The organism is Nocardia vinacea NBRC 16497, assembly GCF_000308835.1.
GTDB lineage: Bacteria > Actinomycetota > Actinomycetes > Mycobacteriales > Mycobacteriaceae > Nocardia > Nocardia vinacea.
Map to the genome: position 1 here is coordinate 1 of NZ_BAGN01000005.1, position 25,158 is coordinate 25,158.

General features: G+C 66.3%; 26 protein-coding genes and 1 pseudogene. 12 read left to right on the forward strand and 15 right to left on the reverse strand.

Annotated elements, in window-relative coordinates; translation table 11 throughout:
- Together ON44_RS00410 and ON44_RS00415 are read right to left on the reverse strand one after the other, a co-directional pair.
- Positions 1-411, reverse strand: a pseudogene (locus ON44_RS00410) (hypothetical protein); the annotation flags it as partial.
- Positions 412-520: 109 nt separating this feature from the next.
- On the reverse strand, positions 521-1,312 hold the full coding sequence (locus ON44_RS00415) for a CPBP family intramembrane glutamic endopeptidase (protein ID WP_040685737.1): 792 nt from the start codon (positions 1,310-1,312) through the stop codon (positions 521-523).
- A gap of 283 nt (positions 1,313-1,595) precedes the next feature.
- Here ON44_RS00415 and ON44_RS51615 point away from each other — a divergent pair, with 283 nt between their 5' ends.
- A complete protein-coding gene (locus ON44_RS51615; protein WP_174414944.1) occupies positions 1,596-2,018 on the forward strand; it encodes a hypothetical protein in 423 nt (140 codons plus the stop codon).
- 93 nt (positions 2,019-2,111) lie between these two features.
- Here ON44_RS51615 and ON44_RS00425 read toward each other — a convergent pair whose 3' ends face one another.
- Complete coding sequence (locus tag ON44_RS00425) at positions 2,112-2,873, reverse strand: DUF2470 domain-containing protein (protein ID WP_040685739.1); 762 nt, start codon at positions 2,871-2,873, stop codon at positions 2,112-2,114.
- Positions 2,874-3,501: 628 nt separating this feature from the next.
- Here ON44_RS00425 and ON44_RS00430 point away from each other — a divergent pair.
- From ON44_RS00430 to ON44_RS00440, 3 genes are read left to right on the forward strand one after another with little or no spacing between them, the layout of a single operon-like run.
- Positions 3,502-3,942, forward strand: a complete 441-nt coding sequence (locus ON44_RS00430; protein ID WP_040685740.1) for a hypothetical protein — start codon at positions 3,502-3,504, stop codon at positions 3,940-3,942.
- Positions 3,943-3,952: 10 nt separating this feature from the next.
- Positions 3,953-4,867, forward strand: a complete 915-nt coding sequence (gene pheA / locus ON44_RS00435) for a prephenate dehydratase (protein WP_040685741.1) — start codon at positions 3,953-3,955, stop codon at positions 4,865-4,867.
- A complete protein-coding gene (locus ON44_RS00440; RefSeq protein ID WP_040685742.1) occupies positions 4,864-5,526 on the forward strand; it encodes a histidine phosphatase family protein in 663 nt (220 codons plus the stop codon). Before pheA ends, ON44_RS00440 begins: the two co-directional genes overlap by 4 nt.
- Positions 5,527-5,558: 32 nt before the next feature.
- Here ON44_RS00440 and ON44_RS00445 read toward each other — a convergent pair whose 3' ends face one another.
- The 6 genes from ON44_RS00445 to ON44_RS00470 form a co-directional block, all read right to left on the reverse strand.
- Positions 5,559-6,389, reverse strand: a complete 831-nt coding sequence (locus tag ON44_RS00445; protein ID WP_040685743.1) for an ESX secretion-associated protein EspG — start codon at positions 6,387-6,389, stop codon at positions 5,559-5,561.
- Positions 6,386-7,534, reverse strand: coding sequence for a PPE family protein (locus tag ON44_RS00450; RefSeq protein ID WP_040685744.1), 1,149 nt, complete (start codon positions 7,532-7,534; stop codon positions 6,386-6,388). The genes ON44_RS00445 and ON44_RS00450 overlap by 4 nt, the downstream gene beginning before the upstream one ends.
- 50 nt (positions 7,535-7,584) lie before the next feature.
- Positions 7,585-7,896 (reverse strand): PE family protein, encoded by a 312-nt coding sequence (locus tag ON44_RS00455; RefSeq protein WP_040685745.1) that lies wholly within the window; start codon positions 7,894-7,896, stop codon positions 7,585-7,587.
- A gap of 168 nt (positions 7,897-8,064) precedes the next feature.
- On the reverse strand, positions 8,065-8,415 hold the full coding sequence (locus ON44_RS00460) for a metallopeptidase family protein (RefSeq protein ID WP_040685746.1): 351 nt from the start codon (positions 8,413-8,415) through the stop codon (positions 8,065-8,067).
- Positions 8,415-9,554, reverse strand: a complete 1,140-nt coding sequence (locus ON44_RS00465; RefSeq protein WP_083897556.1) for a septum formation family protein — start codon at positions 9,552-9,554, stop codon at positions 8,415-8,417. The genes ON44_RS00460 and ON44_RS00465 overlap by 1 nt, the downstream gene beginning before the upstream one ends.
- 89 nt (positions 9,555-9,643) lie before the next feature.
- Positions 9,644-11,335: an aldehyde dehydrogenase family protein gene (locus ON44_RS00470; protein WP_040685755.1), complete on the reverse strand. Its 1,692-nt coding sequence runs from the start codon at positions 11,333-11,335 to the stop codon at positions 9,644-9,646.
- Positions 11,336-11,427: 92 nt separating this feature from the next.
- Here ON44_RS00470 and serS point away from each other — a divergent pair, with 92 nt between their 5' ends.
- The 3 genes from serS (at position 11,428) to ON44_RS00485 (ending at position 16,126) form a co-directional block, all read left to right on the forward strand.
- Positions 11,428-12,690 carry a serine--tRNA ligase gene (gene serS, locus ON44_RS00475; RefSeq protein WP_040685747.1) on the forward strand — a complete coding sequence of 421 codons (1,263 nt, stop codon included), beginning with the start codon at positions 11,428-11,430 and terminating at the stop codon, positions 12,688-12,690.
- 190 nt (positions 12,691-12,880) lie between these two features.
- A complete protein-coding gene (locus tag ON44_RS00480) occupies positions 12,881-14,668 on the forward strand; it encodes a putative bifunctional diguanylate cyclase/phosphodiesterase (RefSeq protein WP_245566950.1) in 1,788 nt (595 codons plus the stop codon).
- A 135-nt stretch (positions 14,669-14,803) separates the two neighbouring features.
- A complete protein-coding gene (locus tag ON44_RS00485) occupies positions 14,804-16,126 on the forward strand; it encodes an MFS transporter (RefSeq protein ID WP_040685756.1) in 1,323 nt (440 codons plus the stop codon).
- Between the two features lie 12 nt (positions 16,127-16,138).
- Here the strand turns inward: ON44_RS00485 and ON44_RS00490 are convergent, their stop codons facing one another.
- On the reverse strand, positions 16,139-16,801 hold the full coding sequence (locus ON44_RS00490; protein ID WP_051181243.1) for a TetR/AcrR family transcriptional regulator: 663 nt from the start codon (positions 16,799-16,801) through the stop codon (positions 16,139-16,141).
- A 91-nt stretch (positions 16,802-16,892) separates the two neighbouring features.
- Between ON44_RS00490 and ON44_RS00495 the strand changes: the two genes are divergently transcribed.
- Positions 16,893-18,146 carry an oxygenase MpaB family protein gene (locus tag ON44_RS00495; RefSeq protein WP_040685749.1) on the forward strand — a complete coding sequence of 418 codons (1,254 nt, stop codon included), beginning with the start codon at positions 16,893-16,895 and terminating at the stop codon, positions 18,144-18,146.
- A 62-nt stretch (positions 18,147-18,208) separates the two neighbouring features.
- Positions 18,209-18,349: a hypothetical protein gene (locus ON44_RS49780; protein ID WP_157187000.1), complete on the forward strand. Its 141-nt coding sequence runs from the start codon at positions 18,209-18,211 to the stop codon at positions 18,347-18,349.
- Positions 18,350-18,352: 3 nt separating this feature from the next.
- On the opposite strand, the gene ON44_RS49355 is transcribed toward ON44_RS49780, so the two are convergent.
- A complete protein-coding gene (locus tag ON44_RS49355; protein WP_174414947.1) occupies positions 18,353-18,493 on the reverse strand; it encodes a hypothetical protein in 141 nt (46 codons plus the stop codon).
- Between the two features lie 405 nt (positions 18,494-18,898).
- Between ON44_RS49355 and ON44_RS00500 the strand changes: the two genes are divergently transcribed.
- Positions 18,899-19,855: a DMT family transporter gene (locus ON44_RS00500; RefSeq protein ID WP_040685750.1), complete on the forward strand. Its 957-nt coding sequence runs from the start codon at positions 18,899-18,901 to the stop codon at positions 19,853-19,855.
- Between the two features lie 438 nt (positions 19,856-20,293).
- Here the strand turns inward: ON44_RS00500 and ON44_RS51785 are convergent, their stop codons facing one another.
- The 3 genes from ON44_RS51785 to ON44_RS00510 form a co-directional block, all read right to left on the reverse strand.
- Positions 20,294-20,599 carry a hypothetical protein gene (locus tag ON44_RS51785; protein ID WP_085998456.1) on the reverse strand — a complete coding sequence of 102 codons (306 nt, stop codon included), beginning with the start codon at positions 20,597-20,599 and terminating at the stop codon, positions 20,294-20,296.
- A gap of 169 nt (positions 20,600-20,768) precedes the next feature.
- The gene (locus ON44_RS00505) at positions 20,769-22,307 is read right to left on the reverse strand and encodes a Rieske 2Fe-2S domain-containing protein (RefSeq protein ID WP_040685758.1); all 1,539 of its coding nucleotides are present in this window, start codon (positions 22,305-22,307) and stop codon (positions 20,769-20,771) included.
- A 42-nt stretch (positions 22,308-22,349) separates the two neighbouring features.
- The gene (locus tag ON44_RS00510; RefSeq protein WP_051181244.1) at positions 22,350-23,267 is read right to left on the reverse strand and encodes a hypothetical protein; all 918 of its coding nucleotides are present in this window, start codon (positions 23,265-23,267) and stop codon (positions 22,350-22,352) included.
- Between the two features lie 100 nt (positions 23,268-23,367).
- Here ON44_RS00510 and ON44_RS00515 point away from each other — a divergent pair, with 100 nt between their 5' ends.
- On the forward strand, positions 23,368-24,120 hold the full coding sequence (locus ON44_RS00515; protein WP_040685751.1) for a lysophospholipid acyltransferase family protein: 753 nt from the start codon (positions 23,368-23,370) through the stop codon (positions 24,118-24,120).
- Positions 24,121-24,128: 8 nt separating this feature from the next.
- On the forward strand, positions 24,129-24,872 hold the full coding sequence (locus ON44_RS00520) for a lysophospholipid acyltransferase family protein (RefSeq protein ID WP_040685752.1): 744 nt from the start codon (positions 24,129-24,131) through the stop codon (positions 24,870-24,872).
- 5 nt (positions 24,873-24,877) lie between these two features.
- On the opposite strand, the gene ON44_RS00525 is transcribed toward ON44_RS00520, so the two are convergent.
- Positions 24,878-25,158, reverse strand: a 281-nt coding sequence (locus tag ON44_RS00525; RefSeq protein ID WP_040685753.1) for a helix-turn-helix domain-containing protein, incomplete at its 5' end; no start/stop codon positions are given.

Consider the following 25,158-nt stretch of genomic DNA (forward strand, 5'->3'; position numbering starts at 1 on the left):
CGACGGCGGCAGTGCCGGCGGCGGCGGGGGGACCTCGCGGCGCGGGCGCAGGTTCTGCGGGTCCTGGTAGGGAACCGGCTGCTGGGGTGGCGCATAGCCGGGGACGCCGCGAGGCTGGGGTTCGTGATACGGCTGCGGCCGCTGCGTCGGCGCATGCGGTGGCCGGGAATTGCGCGGCGGCATTCGCGTTTCGGGCGGTACCTGCGAATAAGCCAGTGGCGGTGCGTAATTCGACCCGTCGTGCCGGATGACCTTGGTGGGGTCGATATGTCTCGGGTCCGGACCGGGGCCGCGACGACCCGGCGGATGCGGCTCGCGCCGCTGCGGCGGCATGGACGGCGCACCGGGATTTCCGAAGGGTTGCGGCTCCCGGCGCGTCCGGTCGTAGCGCTGGGGGTCGTCGCCGTTCATCACACAGACTCTACTGTTCGAGGGCCGTCGGGGGGCTTGACGAGCGGCCGGAGGTTGGTGCGCTCGAGTGAGCGCTTGTCGATAAATTCGCCGGGCGGACCGGCGGGTGTTACGGCAACCAGGAAACGTGACCGCGTAGCAATGTATAGCCGATATAGGCGACCGCATCGATCGTCGCGTGCGCCAGCACCAGCGGCCACAGCCGGTTGGTGCGCTGCCAGAATCGGCCGAAAATCACACCCATGACCAGATTGCCGAGCCCACCACCCAAGCCCTGATACAGGTGATAGCTCCCGCGCAGCAGTGCCGAGGCCAGCAGCGACCGGTTCTCCGACCAGCCGAGCCTGCGCAGTCGGGTGATGAGATAGGCCACAACCAGGATTTCCTCGGCCGCCGCATTCGCACAGGCGGACACGATGAGTGCGGGCAACCGCCACCAGTGGTCACCGAGTGAACTCGGCACGATCGTCACGCTGAACCCCAGCGCATGTGCGGTCAAGTAGAGCCCGAGCCCCGGCAGCCCGATGACCGCCGCGAGGATCAGTCCCGGCAGCACATCGGAACGCCAACGGACCCTGGCCAATCCGATCATTCGCGGCCCTATTCCGCTGCGCCACAACAGATACAGCCCGAGCGCCCCCCACCCGGCCAGCCGCAACGCACTGAGCAGTTGGAAGAGCAGGTCGATGGTCGATTGCGCCGCCCGCGTCGGATTCAGCGCGACGGTCTGTCCGCCCACCCCGCCCGGCGACAGCGCGCTCTCGAGCAACGACAGCGCCGCATTAAACCCACTCAGCCCGAACGTCACCACCAGTACGACCAGGATTTCTAGCCGAATCCCCAGCCGCTCCCGATCGGTCAGCTCGGGCTCGTCCCACCCGGAACCGGTCTCAGCACGCATGCGTCCGAATCTATTGCCCGCGCCGTTCCGGCGGGCGCTGTGCGTGTCGCGTCGCGTTGATCAGCGGTTCGAGGTGCCGACTGCACCGCCGTCGATTGGGCTTGTTCGCCGCCGGGGTGGCCTGCTGTGTGTCCCCGTCGGTTGCTGTGACTCATCGCTGGCTGTTCGGATTCAGTCGTCGCGATCTCGGCACCTGTTGTCGCAGGCTGCGGCGGCGACATTGCGGCCGCCCGGATGGTGGTCCCGTTTGATCGGCGGTTCGAGGTGCCGCAGCGAATCCGTGATGCCATCTGCATCGTTGGCGGTTCGAGATCGGTTGCTCTTGCCGCCGGGTGGCTGGTCGTCTCACGGGCGAGGTACGACGCTCGACGGGCAGGAGGGTAAACGCCGCTGGGTGCTCGGTCTGCGGGAGATGGTGCGGTATCGGCGGGATCTGCTGCGCATGCACAATCCGGCGCACTGGACCGAGCGGATGACCGGGCTGCTGGTCATGCAGAATGTCGACAATTCGATCATCACCTATAACAAGCGCGGTCTGTTCGGTAAGCGGATGACTACCAAACCCGGTGCAGGACAAGCGCCTCCGGCGTGGATTCCGGAGGGGAACGAGGTCACGCGGCGGGTGTGGCCGCACCGGATAGTGGTCCCGTCCGGTGCGGCCGCTCTGGGTTGGTGCGCGTTGCTCGGCGGGGTGCGTCGCTGCTGACGGTCGAGGCAAGTGATCTTGGCTGCGGAGCACCGGGAGGATCGGGTTGCGCTGCAGCGGGTTTCGGTACCTGTCGCAGGTCCGCGGTCCGCATCAGATGCGGCGTAGGCCGTTCAGGAAGGGGCAGCCCGCGAGGGTGCGGACGGCGCGGCTGAGGGATTCGATGTCGTCGGCGGGGGAGTTGAAGGGGAGGCGGAAGTCGTGGTCGCCGTCGTGGCCTTCGATGCGCAGGGTCACGCCGTAGCGGTCGATGGCCAGTGGGTGCACCGCGCCGGTCTGCAGGCGCGGCGGGAGGTGGCGGGCGAGTTGGGCGATGATGTCGGCGTGGTCGGCATCCATATGCTGCAGCCAGGCGGATTCCAGTGCGCAGAACGGATCCGGCTGGGCCAGTCGGAGTTCGTCGACGCAGACGGATTCGGCGCCGGTCGAGTCGGCCACCACGGCGGAGTTGATCACCACGCGCAACAGGGTCGCGCTGTGGCCGACATCGAGCAGGTCGGGATGCGGATGATCCTTGGCGACCTCGGTGGCCAGCGCCCGCAGCGCCTGCGTCGGCACCGCCCGCACCCACCCGCGCAGCCACACCAGCGCCCGCACCGGCTCCCGCAGCGGCAGCGGCGCATGATCGGTCAGCTCCAGCACCGCCGGTGCACCGCTCTCACCCGAATTCCCGGCCAATACCGCCGCCATGGACGCGGTCGGCACCGCGACTACCGCATCCCCGCACTGCCGCACGTGATGCACCGAAATCGGCGTCGGATCAATACCCGGCATTGCCAACACCGCCTGCTCCGCATGGGCGCACGCACTCCGAACCCGCTCAGCGGTTGACGGTGCAACAGTCGGCTTCAGCATGCAGACCTCCATACGAGTCACGCGGCGCAATTAGGTTACCCTAAGCTAAGTCACGCTCTCGCTTTCCGCAACCGTTCCCCTCACCCAAATCCCGACCCGCCCTTTCGCCCCGACCTCGAACTGCGGCAGCACCGGTGGCGTGCGGCCCAGCCCTCGCGGCCATCCTGCGCGAGCAGGCGGGGCGCGCGTCTCACGCCTGGCGCGATCGCGGACGGGTCGGCGAGGTCGCCGATAAAGCCGACTTGATTGCGCAGGAACGCTTTTCCGGCGACCGCGGCCACCAGCGCGCCGAGCGTTATCGCGCAGGCGTGTCACGCGCGCAGCGGGCGGAGGTGGCGCTCGGGGCATTGCCCGGTGTCATGTTGATCGGGCTCGATGCTCATCGAACCAGCCGCAGGCCACCGCTACGGGCAGACCGGTGTGCGCAGGCGGGTGAGCGTGGCCTGTGGACCGGCTTGTGTCGACCGACCGCTGCGAGCGGGTGGACGTGCGGCGGGTGGTCGACCGTTGTGAGTGGGTGGACGTGGTGCGGCGGGTCGCCGACCGCTGTGAGCGGGCGGGGATTGGGTAGGCGGCCCCGCGAGCCCGGGCTAGTGGGGTGGTGAGGGGGCGTGGTTACGGTGGACGTATGGCGGATGGAGTGCAGGCGGCGCATGGGGTGGCGGGGGAGCCTGTGTTGCTTTCGTTGGCGGCGCCGTCGGCGGCGCGGCGGAGTTTGGATGAGGGGCTGGTGCGGGCGGTGGGGACCGGGGCGGCCGGCGATCGCATTCTCGACGCCGACGTGAGCGATGCGGAGATCGCCCGGTTTCTGGTCGAGGTCGCGCACTCGGATGGCGGGTTCATCGCGCGCACATCCGATGGGCAGCGGGCGCTGGCTATTGTCGCGGGAACGGTTGCGGCGTTGTGCGGTGAGGATATTCGGGCGGCGTTGGCTCGGCCCGATATCGCCTTTCTGACCTCGTTGAAGCCGCCTGCGGTCGAGGCTGCGCGCAGCGTGTTGCTGGCGATCGAATCCGATGCGCCCGACGATCTAGCTGGAACTCTGAGCATCCTCCGCGCACGCAAGTAATGTCGTAACCGTGCCGCGAATCGCGTACTTCGGGCCGTCCGGAACCTTTACCGAGATGGCCCTCGCCAAGCTCGAGTCCTCGCAAGCCTTCGACGGACCGGTCGAGCGGATTGCCGCGCCCAGCCAGGGCGCGGCGCTCGACCTGATCCGGTCCGGTGATGTCGAGGGTGCCGTCGTGCCGATCGAGAGTTCGGTCGAGGGCTCCATCTCGTCGACCCTGGATTCGCTGGCCATCGGTCCGCGGCTGCAGATCATCGCCGAAACCGAGCTCGAGGTGAGCTTTGCGATCCTGGCCAGGCCGGGGACGGAGATGGCGGATGTTCGTACCCTGGCCGCCTATCCGGTCGCCGGGGCGCAGGTGCGGCTGTGGATATCGCGCACGCTGCCGAATGTCGAGATGTACACCTCGGCCTCGAATGCGGCTGCGGCCGAGGACGTCGCGGCCGGTCGTGCCGACGCCGCGGTCTCCACCGCGCTGGCCGGAGAACGCCTCGGTCTGACGGCCTTGGCGTCGGGTGTCGCCGACCACGACCAGGCGATCACCCGCTTCGTGTTGGTGACCCGTCCACGAGTCGCGCCGTCCGCAACCGGTGCGGACCGCACCTCGATCGTGCTCGAGCTACCCAACAAACCGGGGTCGCTGATGCGGGCGTTCGCCGAATTCGCCACCCGCGGTATCGATCTCACCAGAATCGAATCCCGGCCCACCCGGACGGGTATGGGCACCTATCGCTTCTACCTCGACTGCGTCGGGCATATCGACGACACCGCCGTCGCCGAGGCACTCAAGGCATTGCACCGGACGGCGCGGATCCGTTTCCTCGGTTCCTGGCCCGCGACGTCGGCGACCGGAACCCCACCGCCCTCGGACGAACCGGCCGCCGAGTGGCTGACCCAATTGCGTAAGGGGGTGGCCGACCTATGACCGGCAGACTGATACTCGTTCGCCACGGCGAGACCGAAGGCAACGTAGCCAAAATCTTGGACACTCGTATCCCCGGCCTACCGCTCACCGAACGCGGTGCGGCTCAAGCGAAAACATTCGGCTCGAGTCTGTTGAGACCGCCGAAGGCGCTGTTCTGCTCGGCCGCGCTGCGCGCCAGACAGACCGCCGGATATATCGAGGCGGCTACCGGCGTACCGGTCGAGGTGCTCGATGACATCCACGAAGTTCAGGTCGGCGAGTGGGAGGGTCTGAACACCGAGGAAGCCCACTCCGCCTTCCAGCGGATCTACCGCGCCTGGCACGAAGGCGATCTCGCCGAACGCGTCCCCGGCGGCGAATCCGGATATGACGTCCTGGCCCGCTTCCTACCGGTCATCGAGGATCTGCGCACCAAATATCTGGCCGATGGCAGCGACGGCGACATCCTGGTAGTCAGCCACGGCGCCGCCATGCGCTTGGTCTCCAGGAATCTCAGTGGTGTGGCACCGCCTTTCACCACCAACAACCACCTCGACAACACCGAAACCATCGAACTCGTCCCCCGCGCCGTCGGCGGCTGGGAATGCATCCGTTGGGGCCGCTTCACGCCACCCTTCGCCTACGAAGTGGCTCCAACGGCCGACGACCCTATGGGCTGAATCCCCTTGGGGCACAGTGCCCCGCTCAGCCCTCAGGCCAACGTCGGACTTCTCGGAAACTCTTCCCGCTCCGGCAAGGAATGAATCAGATCTTCCACGGCGGCGCGCAGGCGGGCGGGCGTACCGCTGGCCAGTGACGACCACTTGGTGCCGTCATCGGCGACGCTCGCTGTCGAGATGAATCGCCCGTTGCGGGTGTTGAACACGGCGATGTGCTTGTCGACGATGTCGCGGGTGCCGTCCCCGTACAGCACGGCGCTGATCTGCGCATGCGAATGGATTTCGACCAAGGCCGAGGCGAGGGTTTGCGCGTCCTGCGCGGGATTGCCGACCTTTGCCAGACGTTCGGCGGTGGCAGTGGCATCGCCGAGGTCCTCGAAGATCGTGGCAAGCTCTTCGGTCGGTGCGTTCATGCCGTAGAGCTCGAGTGGCGGGGCCGTGCCGAGCGCCGCTATCACGGTGCCGGCCAAGTCGATTCCCACTTCGTCGATCACGTACGAGTCCTGCCCGCGAAGGGCGACGACGGAAAGGTCGTCGCTCTTCGCCAGACAGAAACGACTCACGTACCCCTCGACGATCAGCCGCATGGTGACAATCCAGTGCGGGCGGTTCAGCACCCGCAGTCGGTCCTCCAAGTCGGGCTGAACGCTGTTGTCGATCAGCAGGTCCCGTTGTTCGAGCGACTCGGCCGCGCTGGCCATTGCCGACTGATGCGCGGGCACACTGTCGAAGCGGGCATATGCGTTCAGCACAACCGGAAGGTCATCGAGATCCAGCTTCTCGCGGAGAAACTGGATCTCGTCGGGCGACAGCACAACCGCCTCGAGTGCGGATGGCCCACCACTGGTACCGAGGACGGTCACCCAACCGTCCCGGCGTTGGCACCGATCACCCCGTCGGCGGCGAAGCGGCCGTCGGTGAAGTGATCGGACCGCAGGTCGACCTTGCTGTCGTGCTCGGACTCGTCGTCCTCGGCGTCGCGGGCCTGGTTCCCCAGCAGCGGGTTGCCCGCGCTGCTGTTGCTCGACCGGGCCGGTGTGGCCTCGACAGATGTGACCGTCTCGGGTGCCGCTGTCGCGGTGTTGCCACCGATGACGCTGCCCGTACCCCAGCCTTCCGGCAGTTTGAGCTGGGTGCCGCCCGCACCGGCGGAGGTTCCGGAGAACGAGACCGCACGGGTCGCTGCCGCACTGCCCGCCGCGGCCATCGCGCCACCCATCGCCATCGGGGCCATGGTGGTCATCGGTGTGCTTGCCGCGGCGGTGACCGCATTGGTCGCCACACTGCCGACCGTCGACACACCGGTGCTGACCACCGAACCGACTGCCTGTGCGGCCTGCGTGGCGGCACTGGCCACACCCGGGTTGGATACGAACGCCTGTACGGCGGCGACCGCCGTCGAGATCGGGTCGGTGGGCGCTCCGAACGCGGCATCGGCATTCCCGCTCGGCTCGGCCTGGCCCGCGCCAGCCGCGATCGGCGGCGGCATCATGAACTCGGCGGGTGTGGCCACCATCGCCGAGGTCGCCGCCTCATAGGTCTCCATTACCAGCGCCGCGCGCAGATCCATGGCGTGCCTGGCGATCTCGGCGGCCTCATAGGCGCCGCTGACGGCGCCGGCCGGGTTCGCCGAGGCGGCCAGCGCGGTATTGACTGCCGCGATCTCGGGCGGACTCGGCATCGCGAGCGCGGCAACGCCATAAGCGATGACGTTCGCCGCGGCCTTACCGCCCATCGCCGCGGCCTGCACGCCTTGCTGCTCGGACCAGCCGAGGAATCCGGTCAGCTTGCCGAGCGCGGCGATACCGTTGATGCCCTGCATGCCGACGCCGAGCTCGGCCATGACGCGGGCAACGGTGGTCGTCGCGTCGACCCAGGCGGCGGTGAGTGCGCCCCACGCGGTAGCGGCGGCCGAAATCGGGATCGCGTGTGCGCCCGCGTGAAGGGTGGCCGAGTTGACTTCGGATGGCCGGGCGACCCACAGGACCCCGGTGACTCCTGCAACCATGCTTTAACTCCCCTGAATGTCTGAATGGTGGTTGAGGATAACCGTGCGGACTAGACCTGAATAGCGTTGACTCCGGCGGCGCGCACGACGTCGCCGGCGATGTGCTGGGCCAGCTGCATACGCAGTGTCTGGGCAGCATGGTGCAGTTCGAGAATGCCCTGCGCTATGGAATGATCGTGGGTCACCGCACCCTGGTTGAAGTGGCTGGCGGATACGATCGACACTTCTTCGGCACCGGACGGAATCACGTGCGTCGCAGGTGCGGTGATCATGGACGCTGCGGAGAGCCGCTCGGCGACCAGATCGAGTTCGGCCGCGGCGGCGAGAATGGCCTCCGGCGAGATCAGAACATGTCCAACCATGACTCGACTCCTTCTAGTGGCTGTGGGGCGGAACCACGAGAATTCCCCCTTCGAGTGATAGGACGCGACAGCAACGCGATCGGTTCCATCGAATCCCCAAGTTTCTTACGGTCATCCGTGCTGGTTTCGCGCTCGTCGAGCCGAGCCCGAAATGCAGCTTGGATAAGACTAGCCCCATCCCAGCTCATGCAACCGGTCTTCGTCAATGCCGAAATAGTGTGCAATCTCATGGATCACAGTGATCGCGACCTCCTCGACGACCTCGCGCTCATCGCCGCAGACGTCGAGAATCGCCTCGCGATAGATGGTTATGGTGTCGGGTAGCGAGCCGCCGTAGTGACTGTCGCGTTCGGTCAACGCGATTCCGTGATACAGCCCGAGCAGATGTGAATCCTCCGGATTGCGCGATTCGATCAGCACGACGACATTGTCGATGGCGCGGGCCAACTCCGGCGGAATGAGATCGAGCGCATCGCCGACCAGCTCCTCGAACCGGTCCGCGGACATGGTCACCGCCATCAGCGCGGTTGCGGCTGTGGTGGCAGCGGTGCGGCGCCGGGCAGCGGTGCGGGCGTGGAGCGTCCGGAATTCGGCGGCGGCACCGGAGCCTGGCCGTTGATCAGGATGTCGCCCTTCGCCGATCCGGTGATCGGTGCGAAACCCTCACGGTCGGTGCCCTTTCCGATCATGCAGTCCAACTTGCGGCTACCCGCCAGCCAGCTGCGCGCGTCGAGGTAGTCGAAGAACAGCGTCAGCGTCTTATTGCGCACCGCGTCGGGTGAGCCGAGGTAGTCGTTGGCCGCCTTGGCGCACTCGTCCTCCATGAACTTGTCCTGGTCATCCTTGGCGGGCGCGCCGCCGGAAAAGTGCTGGCCGAGATCGACGGTGGACACGATCTCGACGGCATGTGCCTGTGCGCAGTCCACCGGATCGGTGGGCAGGTTCTGATTGATCCCCAGGCAGGTGCCGGGCTCGAAGACCTTCGACTGATCGTGCTCGGTGGCGGCGCCGGTGGTCGGCAGCGGAGTGCCGGTGCTACCGGAGAACTGGAGTCCACAGCGCAGTGTTCGATCGCCGTGCTTCCACCCGTCCGGACTCGGGTACATCAGGCCGACGACATAGCGTCCGCGCGGATCGAACTTGCCGTTCAGATACTGCTCGACGGCCGGGTTGCAGTGCTCTTCCTTGAGTTCGGTCAGTCGCAGCGAGTCCGGAAAGCGTGAGCCGGGGCCGAATTCCACGCCGGGATACTTGGCCATATCGACATCGGCCGCGACCTCGAACAAATGCTTGTTGGAGCAGGCGACCTTCACCAGATCACCGCGGTCCTGTTTGCTCCAGCTGAGGCAATCGCCCCTGGCCGCGGTACCGAACTCCTTGTCCAAGGCGGTCTGCCCGGGCGAACCCGGATTGTGCGCCTCCAGACCCTTGTCGTTGTCGTAGCCGGTGATGAACAGACCGACCAACGAAATGATGACGGCGCCGGCCGCCGCGGCGAGCAATACCCAACGCAGCTTCGGCGCGGACAGATGCAGCTTGCCGTCGGCGACGGCGTCGCGGTCGATGATCACCGACTGCGGGAACGATTCCACGCGCGACGACTCGCCCGAGGGCAGCCCGGATTCGCGCGGGTCCTTGGTCACATCATCAGCAGACATCGCGATCCATCATGTCAGCGTCTGATCGCTGGTGCCACGACCTGGTCGAATCGATTCGAAGCGCCCCGGTCGTACCTATGCGAGGTGCGTCATCCGCGGAACGCGGACAGGAACAAGCCCGGCAACCGCGCCGGATTGGCGGTCGCGTAGAACTCGGTCAGCTTGCGTCCCGTCGCGGCCGCGGTCGCATTGTCGACGAACCACGGTGGCTTCGGCGACAGCGCCAGCTCGCCGTGCAGCAGCGACCGCGGCGACGGCCGGAACGGTCCGCGCACCACCGTGCGCTCCACATCGTCGAGCAGGAAGGCGTTGTGCACCACGCCGATTCCGCTCTGCACGTCATCCAGGGTGTGGCCGGGAAAGGCGCCCCAGGACGCGCGCGGGGCCAGAAAAGCCAGAGCGGTCCAGGCATTCACCGCGATGGCGCCGTAGCGCAGCCGCTCGACGGCGCGGTCGAAGGCGATGCCGAGCCGTTTGATGGTGTTCGGGTGCGCGATTACGTTGACACCGAGCGTCCCGATCACCTCGTCGTTCGCAAAATCGACCGCGCGTCGCAGAAATTCACCGCCGGTATTCGGCAGTTCGACCACGCCGAGCACCGGCGAGAAGTATTCGGTGCGCAGCAGCGGTGTTCCGGTCGACGGCAGATTTTCCACGAGCACGCGTTCGCGATCCGGCCCGAGCCGCTCGGCATCCGGATAGGACTCCAGCGCGGCGGCGACCCGATCGTCGCTGCCCGGGTAGTAGGCCCGGCGCTGTGGCGCGCGCTCGATCGCGTCCCGAAGCTCTGCGAGGAACCGGTCCTTCTGCGGCCACTCCGCACTCACCACCACCGCCTGGGTGGCGACGCAGTTGTACCCGCCGTTGTGCAGCCGCTGGGTCGCGACATGTTCGGCCTGGAAGCGCAGGTCGGCGTCGTCCCATTCGCCGGGCACCACGATGGTCGGCGAGACGCCGCCGAGTTCGCTGGTGATCGGCTTGTCCAGCAGCGGCCGGCCCGCGGCCTTGCCGTCCGGACCCCAGACGATCGCGTCGTGGGTTCGCATACTGCCGGTCATGTGCACATGCGTGACGTCGCTGTGGTGCACCAGGTGCCCGCCCGCCTCGGCCCCACCGGTCAGTATCCGCAGTACGCCGAGCTCGATCAGCGGCGCGAAGACCATCTCGTACACCGTGAACAGCGGGTCGGTGATCGGATTCAGCTTGAGCGCGACGACGCGGTTGTGGGCGAAGAGCTCGTACAGCACGTCCAGTGGGGGGATGGCGGTGATATTGCCCGCGCCGAGGACCGCGCCGACGCCGCCGGTCGCGGTGGGATCGAGCTGGGCGAGTCCGGCGCGTCGGCGGGCGGTATCGGCGTCGACGCCGGGACGTAGCCACACTTCGCCATGAAAGCCGCTGAGCAGCAGCCGGTCGTAGAAGTCGAGCGGCAGGATCGGCACGGCGACCCGCCCGCCCGGTGCCTCGGCCAACGCGACCCCGTCGAGCGGACTACGCCCTTCCGTCAGCGCCGAGAGCGTGGCCGACAGCGCGGCGGTGGCCTGCAGCAGCGTCATCGGACCCGACATCCACTCCTCACCGACCAGCGGTGAGTCCGGATCCAGGCCCTTGATGATGCGCGCGGCCCGCACCCATTCGTGGGAGAAGCGGCCGGTACGGGCGTGGATATCGTCGAGAAGTTCGCGGCGCCGCCGCAGCGGGGTGTGTGCCCACGTTTTCTCACCCGCGACCAGATCGGCCACTGCGTTATCGATAGCGGTTTCGTCGAAAGTTGTGCCCACAAGCCAACTATGCGCGCGTATAACGCCGCACGGTCCGCATCCCGGGATATCGGCGTGAAACAGCAATACCGCGACCATTAGGCTGGTCATCCATGATCGACCTCCGATTCCTGCGGGACAACCCCGACGCGGTCCGCGCCTCGCAGCGCGCCCGCGGCGAAGACCCCGCCCTCGTCGACGCCCTGCTCGAGGCGGACGCGGCGCGCCGTGCGGCGGTGGCCAACGCCGATAACCTGCGCGCCGAGCACAAGGCGATGGGCAAGCTGATCGGCAAGGCGAAGCCGGAGGAACGGTCCGTCCTGCTGGAACAGGCGCAGGAGATGTCGGCGAAGGTCAAGGAGGCCGAGGCCGCGCAGCACGCCGCCGACGCCGATATGGACACCGCGCACCGTGCCATCTCGAACGTGGTCCAGGAAGGCGCCCCGGCGGGCGGCGAGGACGATTACATCGTGCTCGAGACCATCGGCACGCCAAGGGAATTCGACTTCGAGCCCAAGGACCATGTGGAGCTCGGCGAATCGCTCGGTCTGTTCGATATGGAACGCGGCGCGAAGGTTTCGGGCGCGCGCTTCTACTTCATGACCGGTTACGGCGCGCTGCTGCAGCTGGGTCTGTTGCAACTCGCCGCGCAGAAGGCGGTGGCCAACGGGTTCACCATGATGATTCCGCCGGTGCTGGTGCGCCCGGAGATCATGGCCGGCACCGGATTCCTCGGCCAGCACAGCGCCGAGGTCTACCACCTCGAGGAGGACGAGCTGTACTTGGTCGGCACCTCGGAGGTGCCGCTGGCGGGCTACCACTCGGACGAGATCCTGGATCTGAGCGCCGGCCCGAAGCGCTATGCGGGCTGGTCGTCGTGTTTCCGGCGCGAGGCGGGCAGCTACGGCAAGGACACCCGCGGCATCATCCGGGTGCACCAATTCGACAAGATCGAAATGTTCGTGTTCACCACGCCCGAGGAGGCCGCGGCCGAACACAAACGTCTCCTCGCCTGGGAGCAGGACATGCTCGCGGCCGTCGAGGTGCCTTATCGGATTATCGATGTCGCCGCGGGCGATCTGGGCAGTTCGGCCGCGCGCAAATTCGACTGCGAGGCTTGGGTGCCCACCCAGCAGACCTACCGCGAGCTCACCTCGACCTCGAACTGCACCACCTTCCAGGCCCGCCGCCTCGCCGTGCGCTATCGCGACGAGAATGGAAAGCCGCAGATCGCAGCCACTTTGAACGGTACGCTCGCGACCACCCGCTGGATTGTGGCGATCCTGGAGAACAATCAGCAGGCCGATGGTTCTGTCCGGGTGCCCGCCGCGCTGGTACCGTTCGTCGGTACCGAGGTGCTGACACCACCGCGATAAACCACGTCGAAATAGCCCGTCCCACATTGCCTACAGGTAAATAGCTAGGGGTTCGCCATGCCGGATTCACAGGATGTGGCAACTGTCGGTAATTTCTATGTCTAGGCTATTCCCCGTGCGAGGAATCGGGTCTCGCGGCGATACCCGAACCCGGGTGCGGGCCGCTTCTGCGTTGGCGACGGCAATGGTCATGTCCCGGACCACTGGTGCCTTCTATGTCATGGGGGGCGCGCTCGGCCTGCTGATCACGGGAATCGCCCCGGGCAGCGAAGGCAATCGAGCACTGGTGGGTACCGCCGCCGCGGTGGCGCTGCTGCTCGGACTCAGCCTGCTCGGCTGGGGTCCGCGGTTGCCGCATGGGATTCACCATGGTTATGTCGCGATTGCGACGGTATTGGTGACAATCGCGGTATACGCGTTCCCGAATACCGTCGGCGCGATCAGTCTGGCCTCCTTCTATGTATTCGTGGCCTGTGATGCCGCATTGTTCTTCGCATGGCCCCAGGCATTCGCGCACATAGCGTTCGCTATGGCCATGTGCCTGTGGGTGATGCCGACGCGGCCGGTGCATCCCACATTGCCGTGGTGGTCCGGGTTGATTCCGGCCGGTGTGACGTTCGGAGTCGGCGTGGTGGTCGGCATCCTGACCCGAATGGCGTCCGAGGCCGATATCGATGTGCTCACCGGGCTGCTCAACCGGCGCGGTTTCGACCGGGCGCTGAACGGCGCGATCGAATCCGCCACCCGCACCGGTCAGGGGCTGGCGCTGGTGCTCGTCGACCTCGACCGCTTCCGGAAGATCAACGACCACCTCGGCCATCGCGCCGGCGATGCGGTGCTGCAGCGGGTCGCCGATACCTGGTCGAAATTGCTCGCGCCCGATCAGCGACTCGCTCGCTACGGTGGTGACGCCTTCGCACTGCTGTTGCCGAATACCACCGAGCAGGCCGCGATTCTGCTGACCGAGCAGTTGCGGGCATCGGTGACCACCGGCTGTTCGGCCGGTGTCACCTCATGGCAGCCGGGGGAGTCGGGTTCGCTGCTGGTGAGTCGGGCGGATGTCGGTCTGTACCGAGCCAAGCAGGCGGGCCGCAACCGGACGGTGCTGGAGTCGTCGCGGCAGTTGCCGCTGGCGGTCGAGTTGCGTGAGGCGATCGACCGTGGCGCGCTCGATGTGCACTACCAGCCGATCGTCAGCCTGACCGAGGGCGGCGGTAAGGCGGTCGGTGTCGAGGCGCTGCTGCGCTGGTCGTCGAGTGCGCAGCCGGATGTCACCACCGAGGGACTGATCCGGGTAGCCGAGGAATACGACCTCATCTCCGATCTGGACGAGTTGGTATTGCGTCGTGCCTGTGCGGACGCGGCGCGCTTGCAGGAGACCTTCGCGCAACTGGATCTGACGCTGAACGTCAATGTCAGCGGTCTGGAACTGGCCGAGACCGGTTATGCGGACCGCGTCGCCGATATCCTGGCGAGCACCGGCTGGCCCGCCGATCAACTGGTGCTCGAGGTGACCGAGAGCGAACTGGCGGCCGAATCCCAAACGGCCATAGGGAATCTGCACATTCTGCGCGAGCGTGGGGTGCGCATCGCGATCGACGACTTCGGCACGGGCTACTCCTCGCTGAGCCGCTTGGCCACCCTGCCCAGCGACATCCTCAAGGTCGACCAGTCCTTCGTCGCCGCGATCCGTTCGGATTCGCCCGCGCCGCCGCTGCTCGGCGTGATCGCCGCACTGAGCAGCGCACTGGACCTGCAGGTGATCGCCGAGGGCGTGGAGACCGAATACCAGGCCGCGGTGCTGACCGAGCTCGGTTTCGCATTGGCCCAGGGCTATCACTACAGCGATTCGCATCCGGTCTCGGAACTGATCACCGATCTGAACGAGCATCACGGGCGGGTCGGCCCCGGGGTCGATGATCGGGAACTCGGCGATGGGGACCTGCATACCGCCAACGGGTGGTTGCCGCTCGGTTGAGTCCGACCGGAAAATCGCTTGACGTGCTCGGGGGCAGGTCGTCAGGCTGACGGTATGCGTTTGCTTATCTACGGCTATTGATTCGATAGGTCGCGGACCGGCGGGATCGGTCTGCGCGCGCTTACCGTGCGGGCGGTGCTCTTCAAGGGCATCGGTGATCTGATTCCGCTGTATGCGCTGTATGCGGTGCTGTTCGCCGATCATGGTTTGAGCACCGGGCAGATCTCGTCGCTGCTGGCTATGTGGTCGGCGACCGCGTTCCTCCTCGAGGTGCCATCGGGTGCCTGGGCCGATACGGTGTCACGGCGCGGGCTGCTCGTAACGAGCGGTGTGCTGCTGACCGCCGGTTTCGCATGCTGGACTGTGCTGCCGACTTACCTGGGTTTCGCGGCTGGCTTCGTGCTGTGGGGGACCTCGGGCGCGCTGATGTCCGGGACGTTCGAGGCATTGCTCTACGACGAACTCGTCGCCCGGAATGAGCAGCGGGCGTATCCGCGCATCATCGGATATGCCAGGGCGGCGTCGGAAGCCGCGATCGTGATCGCCATCCTCGCCGCCACGCCGTTGTATATCTGGGGTGGCTATCCGTTGCTCGGCTGGTGCAGTGTGGCGTTCGCGGCGGTGCACACTCTGGTCGGGCTGTCGTTGCCGAGCGTGCCGAAGGCTGTGTCGGCCGGGGCAGTGCAGGATCTGGAAGACGAGGATTCGGCTGGGTCATCCGAGCTATCGCGAGGAGCAGTTGCCCTGAGTGGTGAGTCGGTGATGGCGCAGGAGTTGAGTGCGTCCCGGTTGATCGCTGCGTCGGTCTCGACGGAATCGCGGCCGTTCGCGACGTATCTGAACATGCTGCGAACCGGTGTGAGGGAGGCGATTCGGGTGCGTGCCGTGCGTAATTGCGTGGCACTGGGGGCGCTGCTGTTCGGGGTTACGGCCTTCGACGAGTACTTCGCATTGCTCGCCCAGGAGGTCGGGGTGGAGACGGCGGTGGTGCCGGTGCTGGTCGGTATTACGGTTGTCGGTTCGCTGGTGGGTTCGGTGTTGGCCGGGCGCACCGAGGGCATGTCGGCGCGCGCCATGGCGATCGCGGTGGGGCTGGGTGGTCTGCTGTTCGTCGGCGGTGCGGTGGTCGCCGGTCTCGCGGTCCGCTGGCCGGGTGCGGTGTATGTGCTTGCGGGCGTGGGGTTTACGGCGATCGGTGTTTCCTACGGCATCGTCTACAACGCCAGTGTCGTGGCGGGGGCTCGGTTGCAGGACGCGATCGAAGGTCCGGCGCGGGCGACGGTCACCTCGGTGTCCGGACTCGCTGCGGAGGTTGTCGCGCTGGCGGTCTTCGGGTTCGCCGCCATCGCCACGTTGTGGTTGTCGATGTCGACGACGGTCGCACTGCTGGGCGCTTCCATGCTCGCTATCGCACTGCTGATTCCGTCCTCGCTACCGCGTCTTACGTCCGATCGGTGAGGCAACGGGCTGTCAGCCGTGGGTCGCTTCGATGAGATGGGTTGCGGTCAGGAGGAATTGATCGGTGGAGCGGTCGATCAGCGTGTCGCGGGATATCGCGAGGGTGCCCGCCAGCCAGCTGTTGGTCGTCTCCCATAGCCCGCCGAGCAGGTGGGTGGCGGCGAATTCGGCTTGGTCACCGGCACTTTCGACCACATCGGCACCGATCTCCTCGGCGCAGACCGCCGTCATGATGCCCGCGAATGAGCGCATCACCTCGGCCCGGCGCATGAGCAGCGCCGGATTCAATTGCGCCTCGACGGTGACGATGCGGGCCTTGCGTGGATCGTCGGCGATCAGGTCGACGGCCGCGGCGATGGCTGCTCGGGTCTTGGCGCGGATATCGGCGTCGGTCCCCATGAATGCGGCGACCACGGCCTGGCCGATTTCATCGACGATGCGCTCGAACAACTCACTGAATACGGTGTCGAGGTCGCTGTAGCTCTCGTAGTAATAGCGCTCGGAGAGTTTGGCCCGGGTGCACAGGCCGGAGACGGTGAGCTTGGCGAATCCTGACGTCCCGATGATTTCCAGCGCGGCATCCAGCAGTGCGGCGCGGCGACGGGCGCGGCGCTGTTCGATCGGTATGCCGCCGTAGGACCGCGAGGTAGTAACCATCGCGGTCCATTCTGGCATAGATCCTTGCCAGATAGTCGAATTTGTGAGACGGTCTTGTCAGAATGTGCTCGGCCTGGGCGCGAACCTCTCTTCCGATGGGTGAAATGCAATGACGCATGACAACCAGCTCCTGCCCACTCCGCCGCTGTTCACGGAGTTCCCGTTCCGGTATGCGGTGCCGGTGCTTGCGCCCGGCGATCTGCGCTGCACCGCGGCGCAGCGGGATTCGTTCCGTCGGTTCACACAGGTCGGTGATCCGCTCGCGGACGATGTGGTCGCGATGTTCAAGCGGCTGCCTGTCGGCGAGGGTCGGCGGATGTTCGAGATCGCCGTGGAACGCGGCATCGATGCGGTGCCGAATGCGCCCGCCGAGTTGACGGCATTCTTCGATCAGGTCGAGACGGACCCGTACTGGCTGGACCGCACCAAGATCGATCGTGGTGCCCGGGTCGTGGAACGCACCAGCGTCTGGGGTGGCATCGCGATGGGCATGTTCGCGCTGATGGGCGGCTATCTGGCCGCCCGCGCGGATAAGACCCTGGTCGGCACCGGCGACCTCGACGCCATGGCGCCGCGCCGCCTGGCCGAAACCACCCAGTGGTGGCTGGATGTCACGACTCCCGGTGGGCTGCAACGCAATCAGGTCGGCTACAAGAGTGTGCTGCGGGTGCGGCTGATGCACGCGCTGGTCCGGGCGGGTATGAATCGACGTCCCGATTGGAATTACGAAGCCTGGGACCATCCGGTGAACCAGGTACTCACCGTCGGCACGCTCGGGCTGTTCTCGATGGCGAATCTGGTTGGCGCACAGGCGCTCGGCCTGCGGTTCTCGGCGCAGGAGAAGGATGCCGTATTCCAGCTCTGGCGCTACGTCGGCTTCCTGCTCGGTATCGACGCCGAAATCCTGCCGACCAACGAAACCGATACCTGGCGCGCTTTCTGGATCCTCGCCGATACCGAATTCATCCCGGACGAGGACTCCCGCCGCCTGGCCCAGGCCCTGGTCCCGGCCGCGGGCGGCCTGTTCATCGGTACCGACACCGCAGCTCAGCGCCTGATCCGCCGGGTGATCACCAGTTATATGGTCGCCTACAGCCGGATCGTCCTCGGCCCGACCAACTCCGATTTCCTCGGCCTGGAGAACAGCAAATTCTTCCAGAGCGCCGTCATGGCCACTGCCGTAGTCAACGGCGCATTGGAAGTACCCCGCCAACTCATCCCCGGCGCCACCCGCTTCCAAGAACGACTCGGTGCCCGCATCCGCGCCCGCCTGGTCCACGGCTCCATCGCCCGCAACGGCGGCGACCGCACCTACGCTCGTCACGACACCTACGCCGCCCGCACCACCCTGCGCGCCGGGTAGTCGATGGACGGCGCGGCCCGTCCTGACCGATGCCGCCATCGCATCACTGCGAGTCTCGCGCGATGGGCGGCGCGGCCGTCCTGACCGATGCGGCGATCGCGTCACTGCGAGCTCTCGCGCTGATGTTCCGCCACCGCCACCGACTCGCGACCCTCCTCGCCAACAGCACCGTCGAGCTCCGCGCGCCGGCCCGCGACCGCTGAGCGTTACAACCTGGACTGCAGGCTGGTGTGGACGAGCGCGGTGGTCAGTAAGGCCGCGCCGACCAGACCGGTCGGGGTCAGCCGTTCACCGAGGATTGCGGCGGCCAAGATCGCGCTGGTCAGCGGTTCGAGGAGGGCGAGCACCGCAGCTGTGCCCGCACATCGCGCTGCGACCGCTCCCGAGACACGATGCTCGAATGGTGGTCTCGCATATCGGGTGATCGCCTCACATAGGTTGCGGCCTATGCGAGGTAGTGACTGGGTTTGCGACAGTCCGGTCGCGAACCCACTCGAGCTCGGAGCTACGCCTGGTTGCTGTTCCTGCCTTGCGCCGCAGGCGGAGGCAATGGCCCGACCCGCACTCGATCTGCGGCAGGCAGTGAGGCCCGGCCTGTTGCCGCGGCGTGGTGGGCGCGCATAAGTCCGGGCTCGAATTCGGCGCCGCGAATCTCCAGCGAAGGGTGCCTGTTCCTGCTGGTGTGAGGTGCGCTCGGTCGCGGTGTGTTGTGGCGCGGTCGGGGGCGGTGGGGGTCGCGGTACGGTGCGGGGATGGTGGCGCGGGCGGAGGTTGGGTTGGCCTTCGGGTTCTGCATCGGGGCCGGGGTGGCGGTGCAGGGGCGGATCAATGGGGCGTTGGGGGTGCGGTTGGAGGATGGGATCGCGGCAGCCTGTATCAGTTTCGGGCTCGGACTGCTGGTGTTGGTAATCGCGTTTGCGATCAGTCGGCGGCTGCGGGACGGGCTGGTGCGGGTGCGGCGGGCGGTGGCCAGTGGTGAACTGCGACCGGTGCAGTTGTTCGGTGGGCTCTGTGGTGCGTTCTTCGTTGCCAGCCAAGGACTAACCGTCGCGGCGATCGGCGTAACGGCCTTCACCGTTGCCACGGTCGGTGGCCAACTGCTGAGCAGTCTGGTAGTGGACCGGCTCGGGCTGGCGCCGAACAGCCGTACCCCGGTCACGGTCTCGCGCGTGGGTGGCGCCGCGCTGGCCATGGTCGCGGTGGGCCTCGCCGCGGCTGGACGGTCCGGCGCACCGGTAGGTTCCGCGGCGGTGCCCGAATGGTTGCGCACCGGCCCCACCGCTGTGCTGATCCTTTTGCCCGCGCTGGCCGGAATCGGGCTGGCCTGGCAGCAAGCGGTCAACGGTCGCGTCGGCGCGGTCGGCGGCCCGTTCTCCGCCACCCTGGTGAACTTCGGCATCGGCACCGCGGCCCTGTTCGCGATCGAGGCCTGCATCCTGTTCGATACCGGCTGGCCGACCGAATTCCCCAGCGAGCCATGGCTCTATCTGGGCGGACTCATCGGCGTCGCCTTCATTGCACTGGCCGCCATTACCGTCCGCTGGATCGGCGTCCTGCTCCTCGGACTGACCTCGGTAGCAGGCCAGCTCCTAGCCTCGATCACCCTCGACCTCCTCACCCCAACCGGCGCCGGCCTCTCCTCGACCGCCGTGATCGGCTGCGCCCTGACCTTCGTCGCCGTCGTCGTCGCCACCCGCTCACGAACCTGACCTCAGCGTCCGGCTTCGGGTTCGGCAGGCTGTCCCACATTGCGAGGTCATCGACTCGCCGAGGTGGCAGCCATTGCCATGCGCCCGCGAGGCCGATCCCTAGTCCCGTGCTGCACTCTGACAGTCCCGGGTCGTCGATGCGCAGGCAGTGGCGATGCGCTTGCCAGGCCGATCCCAGTGTCCCGTGCGCAATTCCCATAGGTCTGGGTCATCACGAGCCATGGCTCGAGCGCTTATGAGGCCGATCCCAGCATCGTGATCGCCCCGTCTCGTCTTCGGCGCTCTCTCCTGGCACCCCGATCAGGCTCGGTTGTCGCACTTGCACATTCGCGGCGGTTCTCGCTCGATATCAGGTGGCCGGACATGGGCGTCCGGCGATGCGACCGCAACGGTCGACATCGCCCAGAGGCCTATCGTGCGGCGCTCGGATTCGTTCGGTTAGCTGCTGCCGAACCAGCCCGGTAACCACTGGCCCCAGTCGCCCCAGCCGCCCTTACCGCCCCAGCCGCCGTTACCGCCCCAGCCACCGCCGCCCCAGCCGCCGTCGCCACCCCAACCCTTGCACCCGGGGCCATAGCCAGGACAGTGCGGATTATCTGTCTGCACTACGCCTGGCTCTGGTGTCGGCATCGCCGTGGTGGGACCTGCCACTGCCGTCATCGGAACCGCCATCGCCGCTCCAAGGAGCGCGACCTCTGCGAGCAGTCGGCGCGTGCCACTGCTGCGCGCCTTGTCGGTCATCATTGTGCCTTCTTCCGGCGAGTTCGTCGCGCAGACCTGACTCGCCGATCGTCGATATTCCCCGACGTTCCTGATTCTAGGAGCGCACGGCAGGTCACCACCAGCACGTGAGCGGCCGGATTGCCTCGAATTTCAGAACGAACCGACAGTCGGCACAAGGCCCCTGGGGGATTCAGACGAGCTTGCGCGAACGCAGCTCATGCCCTTTGGAGGTTTTGCACCGCCCCGATTCCAGATCCCACTGCCACCCGTGCAAATTGCAGGTGAGGTTATTTCCTTCGACCACACCGAATTTCGACAGATCCGCCTTCAGGTGTGGGCAGCGGCGCTGGACTTCCCAGCCAGCCAATTCCGTTGAGGCGGAATCGTCGTGCGCCTCGGCGAACCAGCCGTCCGCGTAGGCGATCCGCTCGTCGGTGAGGCATTTGAAGAAGGTGTACAGGAATTCGTTGTAGCCGCCGATGCGCCAGGCCTGGAATCGGGTGGACAGGAAAATGGTGTTCACCCAGTCCGGCTCATCTTCGCGCAGCACGGTACGCACTAGCTCCGGCGGGATCCGGAAACCGTAGCGGTACTTGCCTTCACCCTCCATCGGCTCGCGCACCACCCGCTTGGGGAAGTCCAGCACCACGGTTTCGTCACCGATGACCAGCCCGACCGGATAGCCGATCCCGTCGCAGATCAGATCGCTCTGCTTCATGATCGGCTCGAACAGCGCCCGCAGCGGTTCCAGCAGCGGCTCGTCGCCCGTAGCCCACGCTGCCTTTTCGGCCGCCAGCACGGGCGCGAGACGCTGTGCCATCAGCTCGATGTATTCGGCCTTGTTGTCATAGATCAGGCCCGGCTCGAACGGATGGGTCAGCGAGAGTTCCGCACCGCGCACATCGGCGACCGAACCCGGAATCATCAGGATTCCGCCCTCGTTGCCGTGGATCTTCATCTGTTCCAGGAACACCATCTGGTCCGGGAAGATATTGCCCTCGTCGCCGCGATCGTCATTGAGGTAGCGCAACTCGTCGTCGAGGAATACCGGCGGACCGGCCGAGGGCACCACCCAGGTGGCGCCGACCTGCTCGATATAGCTGCGCGCCCGGTCCATTCCGCGCTGACGCTTCTGCTTACCGAAATTCGACTTGGTCCGCGAAGGAATGTCGTAGACCATCGGATACCAGATCGCGCCCGAATACTGCAGCAGGTGGATATCGATATGCCCGAATGCGTCGTGCAGCATATCCATATCCACCGGACGGGCATCGTTCATGTTGAAACAGGTGGTCTCGCCGTCGGAGACGACCAACCCGGAGTCGCCGATCGGTCCGTCGGCAGGTGCGCGCAGCGCGATGATCATGATGTCGATCTCGCCGCCCGGTCCGGCCACCCGGTGCTTCACCGAATCCTCGGTCTCGAAGAACTTGTGGAAGCCGAGCTTCTCCAGTTCCCGCTTCAGATCCGGCACCGGGTAGTCCGGCAGCAGCACGGTCGCGTCCTTGTTGACGTGCTTCGCCAGGTGCGCCGCGTCGAAGTGGTCGCGGTGCAGATGCGAGACGTACAGGAAATCGCAATTGCCCAACTCGTCCCAGTCCAGCTGGGTGTTGTCCGGAAACGGGAACCATGAACCGAAGTACGCGGGATTGACCCAGGGATCGCAAAGGATCGACCCGGCCGCGGTGCGGATGTGGAATCCGGCGTGTCCGACGCTGGTGATCTGCACGAGCTGCTCCTCCTGACCGTTACCAGCCATCAAGGGTAGTGGTTAGGCAGAAACGTCGCCGATGCAGTAGCCCGCGTTGCCCGCGGTCAGGGTGAAGGTTCGGGTCTGCGTCACACCCGAGGAGTTCGTGACCGGAACCTCGACGGTGACGTAGCCCGCGCGCAGCCGCTCCGAGCGGATCTCCTGATCGGTGAATTTCGTGGTTCCGGTGAGCCTGCCCGGGTTGTTGGCCAGCGGCGGAGCTGTCGGACTTCCGGTTCCGCTCGGGTCCCAGTTCGCCGGGCTCGCCTTGCAGACCAGTGGGTAGGTTCCCTCTTTATCGGAGGGATCGAGCGGGGTGCCGACGAAGCGGGACAGATAGCGCCGCACGGTATGCCTGGCATCGGCCTCATTGGGTCCGGCGTCGGCACCGTCCGGCCCCACCCATGGGCAGACGATCTGGGACGAATTCTTCGTGGCCGCCACGACTTCGTTCCGATCGAAGGCGACGGTCGTGCCCGCGTTCTGCCAGGTGACGGTGTTCTGCGTGGTGGTCGCGGGTTGTGCGAGGGCGCTGAGGATTGCCTTTTGCTCGGTGGCCATATCGGTCACATTGCCCGGCGCCATCATCCAGCACTTGGACCGCAATTCGGCGGGCGTCGAGCCCGCCAAGACGGCGCCGAAGCGGGCCGCGACATCCGCCGCGCCGGCCAGGCCGGGAACCTCACCGACCGGCACCGCGACCGCCTGCGCCAAGACCTTCGTGGTTGTGGTCGGAATCGCGGGCGACGTTGCGGTGGTAGTCGGCGCCGATGTTTGCCTCGGCTCATCGCCGGGAATGCCGGATACGGAATCGCAGCCGGTGAGCAGGACGGCGCCGGTCAGCACCAGACCACCCATGATGGCCACCAGCCCTCTCCGGTCGCGTTCGCGCGGGTCCTTCCAGTCGCGTTCACGCGGTATCGGGCGGGCGCGTTCCACTTCGAGGGTCCTCTTTCATAGACGTTGAGCGACGGGTCAGACGCGCGCAGTCGCGGCGGCTCTGCCGGATAGGACAGTCAGCGACTACGCTAGCGGAATTGTGGAACCCGTCTACCGGACGATAATTGGGCTTGCCCGTACCGTCTTCTTTGTCGAAGGTTTGAAGTTCAGCGTCAAGGGCGCTGAACATATTCCGGCGCGCGGTGGTGCCGTCCTCGCGGTGAACCACACCGGCTACATGGACTTCACCTACGCGGGTCTGCCGGTGCGCACGCCGAAGCGGTACATCCGCTTCATGGCCAAGAAGGAGGTGTTCGACAACAACATCTCCGGCCCGATCATGCGGGCGCTCAAACACATTCCGGTGGATCGCTCCGCGGGGGCCGACTCGTACCAGGCGGCGGTCGAATACCTCCGCAAGGGCGAGTTGGTCGGCGTCTATCCGGAGGCGACCATCAGCCGCAGCTTCGAGATCAAGGAGTTCAAATCCGGCGCCGCGCGCATGGCGATCGAGTCGGACGTGCCGATCATCCCGATCGTCATCTGGGGCGCCCAGCGCGTGTGGACCAAGGGCTTCCCGAAGCGTCTGGGCCGCACCAATACTCCGATCTCCATTGCCGTCGGCGCACCGATCCAGCCCTATGAGCCCGCCGCCGAACTCACCGCCCAACTCCGCAGCACCATGCAAGCCATGCTGCTTGATCTGCAGAAGGACTACGTGCACGAACCCGGCGCGTACTGGGTACCGGCACGTTTGGGCGGCAGTGCGCCTACCCTCGAAGAAGCTGATGCCATGGATGCCGCCGAAGCCGAGGAGAAGGCGGCGCGTCGGGCAGCAGAGGATTCTTTATAGGGGAAGCTATGTCGCGAGAACCGGTCTACGACATTCTCACCGGTTTGGTTCGCACGATGTTCGCGGTGCAGGGTCTGCGCATCGACATCACTGGACAGGACCGGATCCCGCGCACGGGCGGTGCCGTACTCGCCGTGAATCACACCGCCTACCTGGACTTCATGGAGGTCGGGCTGGTCGGGCGCAAATCGCGGCGCAACGTCCGCTACATGATGAAGGCCGAACTCGAGCACGGCATCGTCGGCTTTCTCATGAAGCACTGCAAGGCAATCGGCGTCGATCGCGCGGCCGGAGCGGGGTCATTCCGGCGCGCCGTCGAGGCGTTGCGGGAAGGTGAACTGGTCGTGGTCTACCCGGAAGCGACGATCAGCCGCAGTTTCGAACTCGAGGAATTCAAATCCGGTGCGGCCCGCATGGCGATCGACGCGGACGTGCCGATCATTCCGATCGTCATCTGGGGCGCGCACCGTATCTGGACCAAGGGTTTCCCGAAACAACTCGGCCGCCATCGTTTTCCGATCAATATCCGCATCGGCGATCCGATCCCGCCGACCGAACCGACCGACGATCTGACCGCTGAAATCCGAACGCGGATGAGCGAATTGCTCGAACAGGCGCAAACGGGCTATCCGATGCCCGAGGGTGCGCCTTGGGTTCCGGCCCGACTCGGCGGCAGTGCGCCCACCCCTGCCGAGGCCGCGGTGCTCGAGCGGGAAGAGATGGCCCGACGTCGCGCGGCGCAGCAGCGCTGAGTTCCTCAGGCCGGGCGGCACGGGGTTGGTGCGGGAACCTGTCCCTGGAAGAACTTGGCCGGTGGCACACCCATCAGCGCTTTGAAGTCCGCCGACATGTGGGATTGGTCGTAGTAGCCGTGGACGGCTGCGACGTCGGCCAATGAGACCTCCGTGTCGCTCGCATCGACGAGGATCCGGCGGACGCGGCCGATCCTGGCGAAATGCTTTGGGGAGATGCCGATTCCATTGGTGAACAGGTTGCGTAGTTGGCGTTCGCTGACGGCGAGGTCGGTGGCGAGGTCGT

Coding starts and splice junctions, on each gene's coding strand:
- ON44_RS00490 (WP_051181243.1), bottom strand. CDS start 16,801: ATGCCAGAATGGACCGCGATGGTTACTACCTCGCGGTCCTACGGCGGC.
- ON44_RS00430 (WP_040685740.1), top strand. CDS start 3,502: ATGGCGGATGGAGTGCAGGCGGCGCATGGGGTGGCGGGGGAGCCTGTG.
- ON44_RS00450 (WP_040685744.1), bottom strand. CDS start 7,534: ATGGTTGCAGGAGTCACCGGGGTCCTGTGGGTCGCCCGGCCATCCGAA.
- ON44_RS00500 (WP_040685750.1), top strand. CDS start 18,899: ATGGTGGCGCGGGCGGAGGTTGGGTTGGCCTTCGGGTTCTGCATCGGG.
- ON44_RS00520 (WP_040685752.1), top strand. CDS start 24,129: ATGTCGCGAGAACCGGTCTACGACATTCTCACCGGTTTGGTTCGCACG.
- ON44_RS51785 (WP_085998456.1), bottom strand. CDS start 20,599: ATGATGACCGACAAGGCGCGCAGCAGTGGCACGCGCCGACTGCTCGCA.
- ON44_RS51615 (WP_174414944.1), top strand. CDS start 1,596: ATGCCATCTGCATCGTTGGCGGTTCGAGATCGGTTGCTCTTGCCGCCG.
- ON44_RS49780 (WP_157187000.1), top strand. CDS start 18,209: ATGGGCGGCGCGGCCGTCCTGACCGATGCGGCGATCGCGTCACTGCGA.
- ON44_RS00465 (WP_083897556.1), bottom strand. CDS start 9,554: ATGTCTGCTGATGATGTGACCAAGGACCCGCGCGAATCCGGGCTGCCC.
- ON44_RS00425 (WP_040685739.1), bottom strand. CDS start 2,873: ATGCTGAAGCCGACTGTTGCACCGTCAACCGCTGAGCGGGTTCGGAGT.
- ON44_RS00460 (WP_040685746.1), bottom strand. CDS start 8,415: ATGGCGGTGACCATGTCCGCGGACCGGTTCGAGGAGCTGGTCGGCGAT.
- ON44_RS00480 (WP_245566950.1), top strand. CDS start 12,881: ATGTCCCGGACCACTGGTGCCTTCTATGTCATGGGGGGCGCGCTCGGC.
- serS (WP_040685747.1), top strand. CDS start 11,428: ATGATCGACCTCCGATTCCTGCGGGACAACCCCGACGCGGTCCGCGCC.
- ON44_RS00440 (WP_040685742.1), top strand. CDS start 4,864: ATGACCGGCAGACTGATACTCGTTCGCCACGGCGAGACCGAAGGCAAC.
- ON44_RS00455 (WP_040685745.1), bottom strand. CDS start 7,896: ATGGTTGGACATGTTCTGATCTCGCCGGAGGCCATTCTCGCCGCCGCG.
- ON44_RS00495 (WP_040685749.1), top strand. CDS start 16,893: ATGACGCATGACAACCAGCTCCTGCCCACTCCGCCGCTGTTCACGGAG.
- ON44_RS00415 (WP_040685737.1), bottom strand. CDS start 1,312: ATGCGTGCTGAGACCGGTTCCGGGTGGGACGAGCCCGAGCTGACCGAT.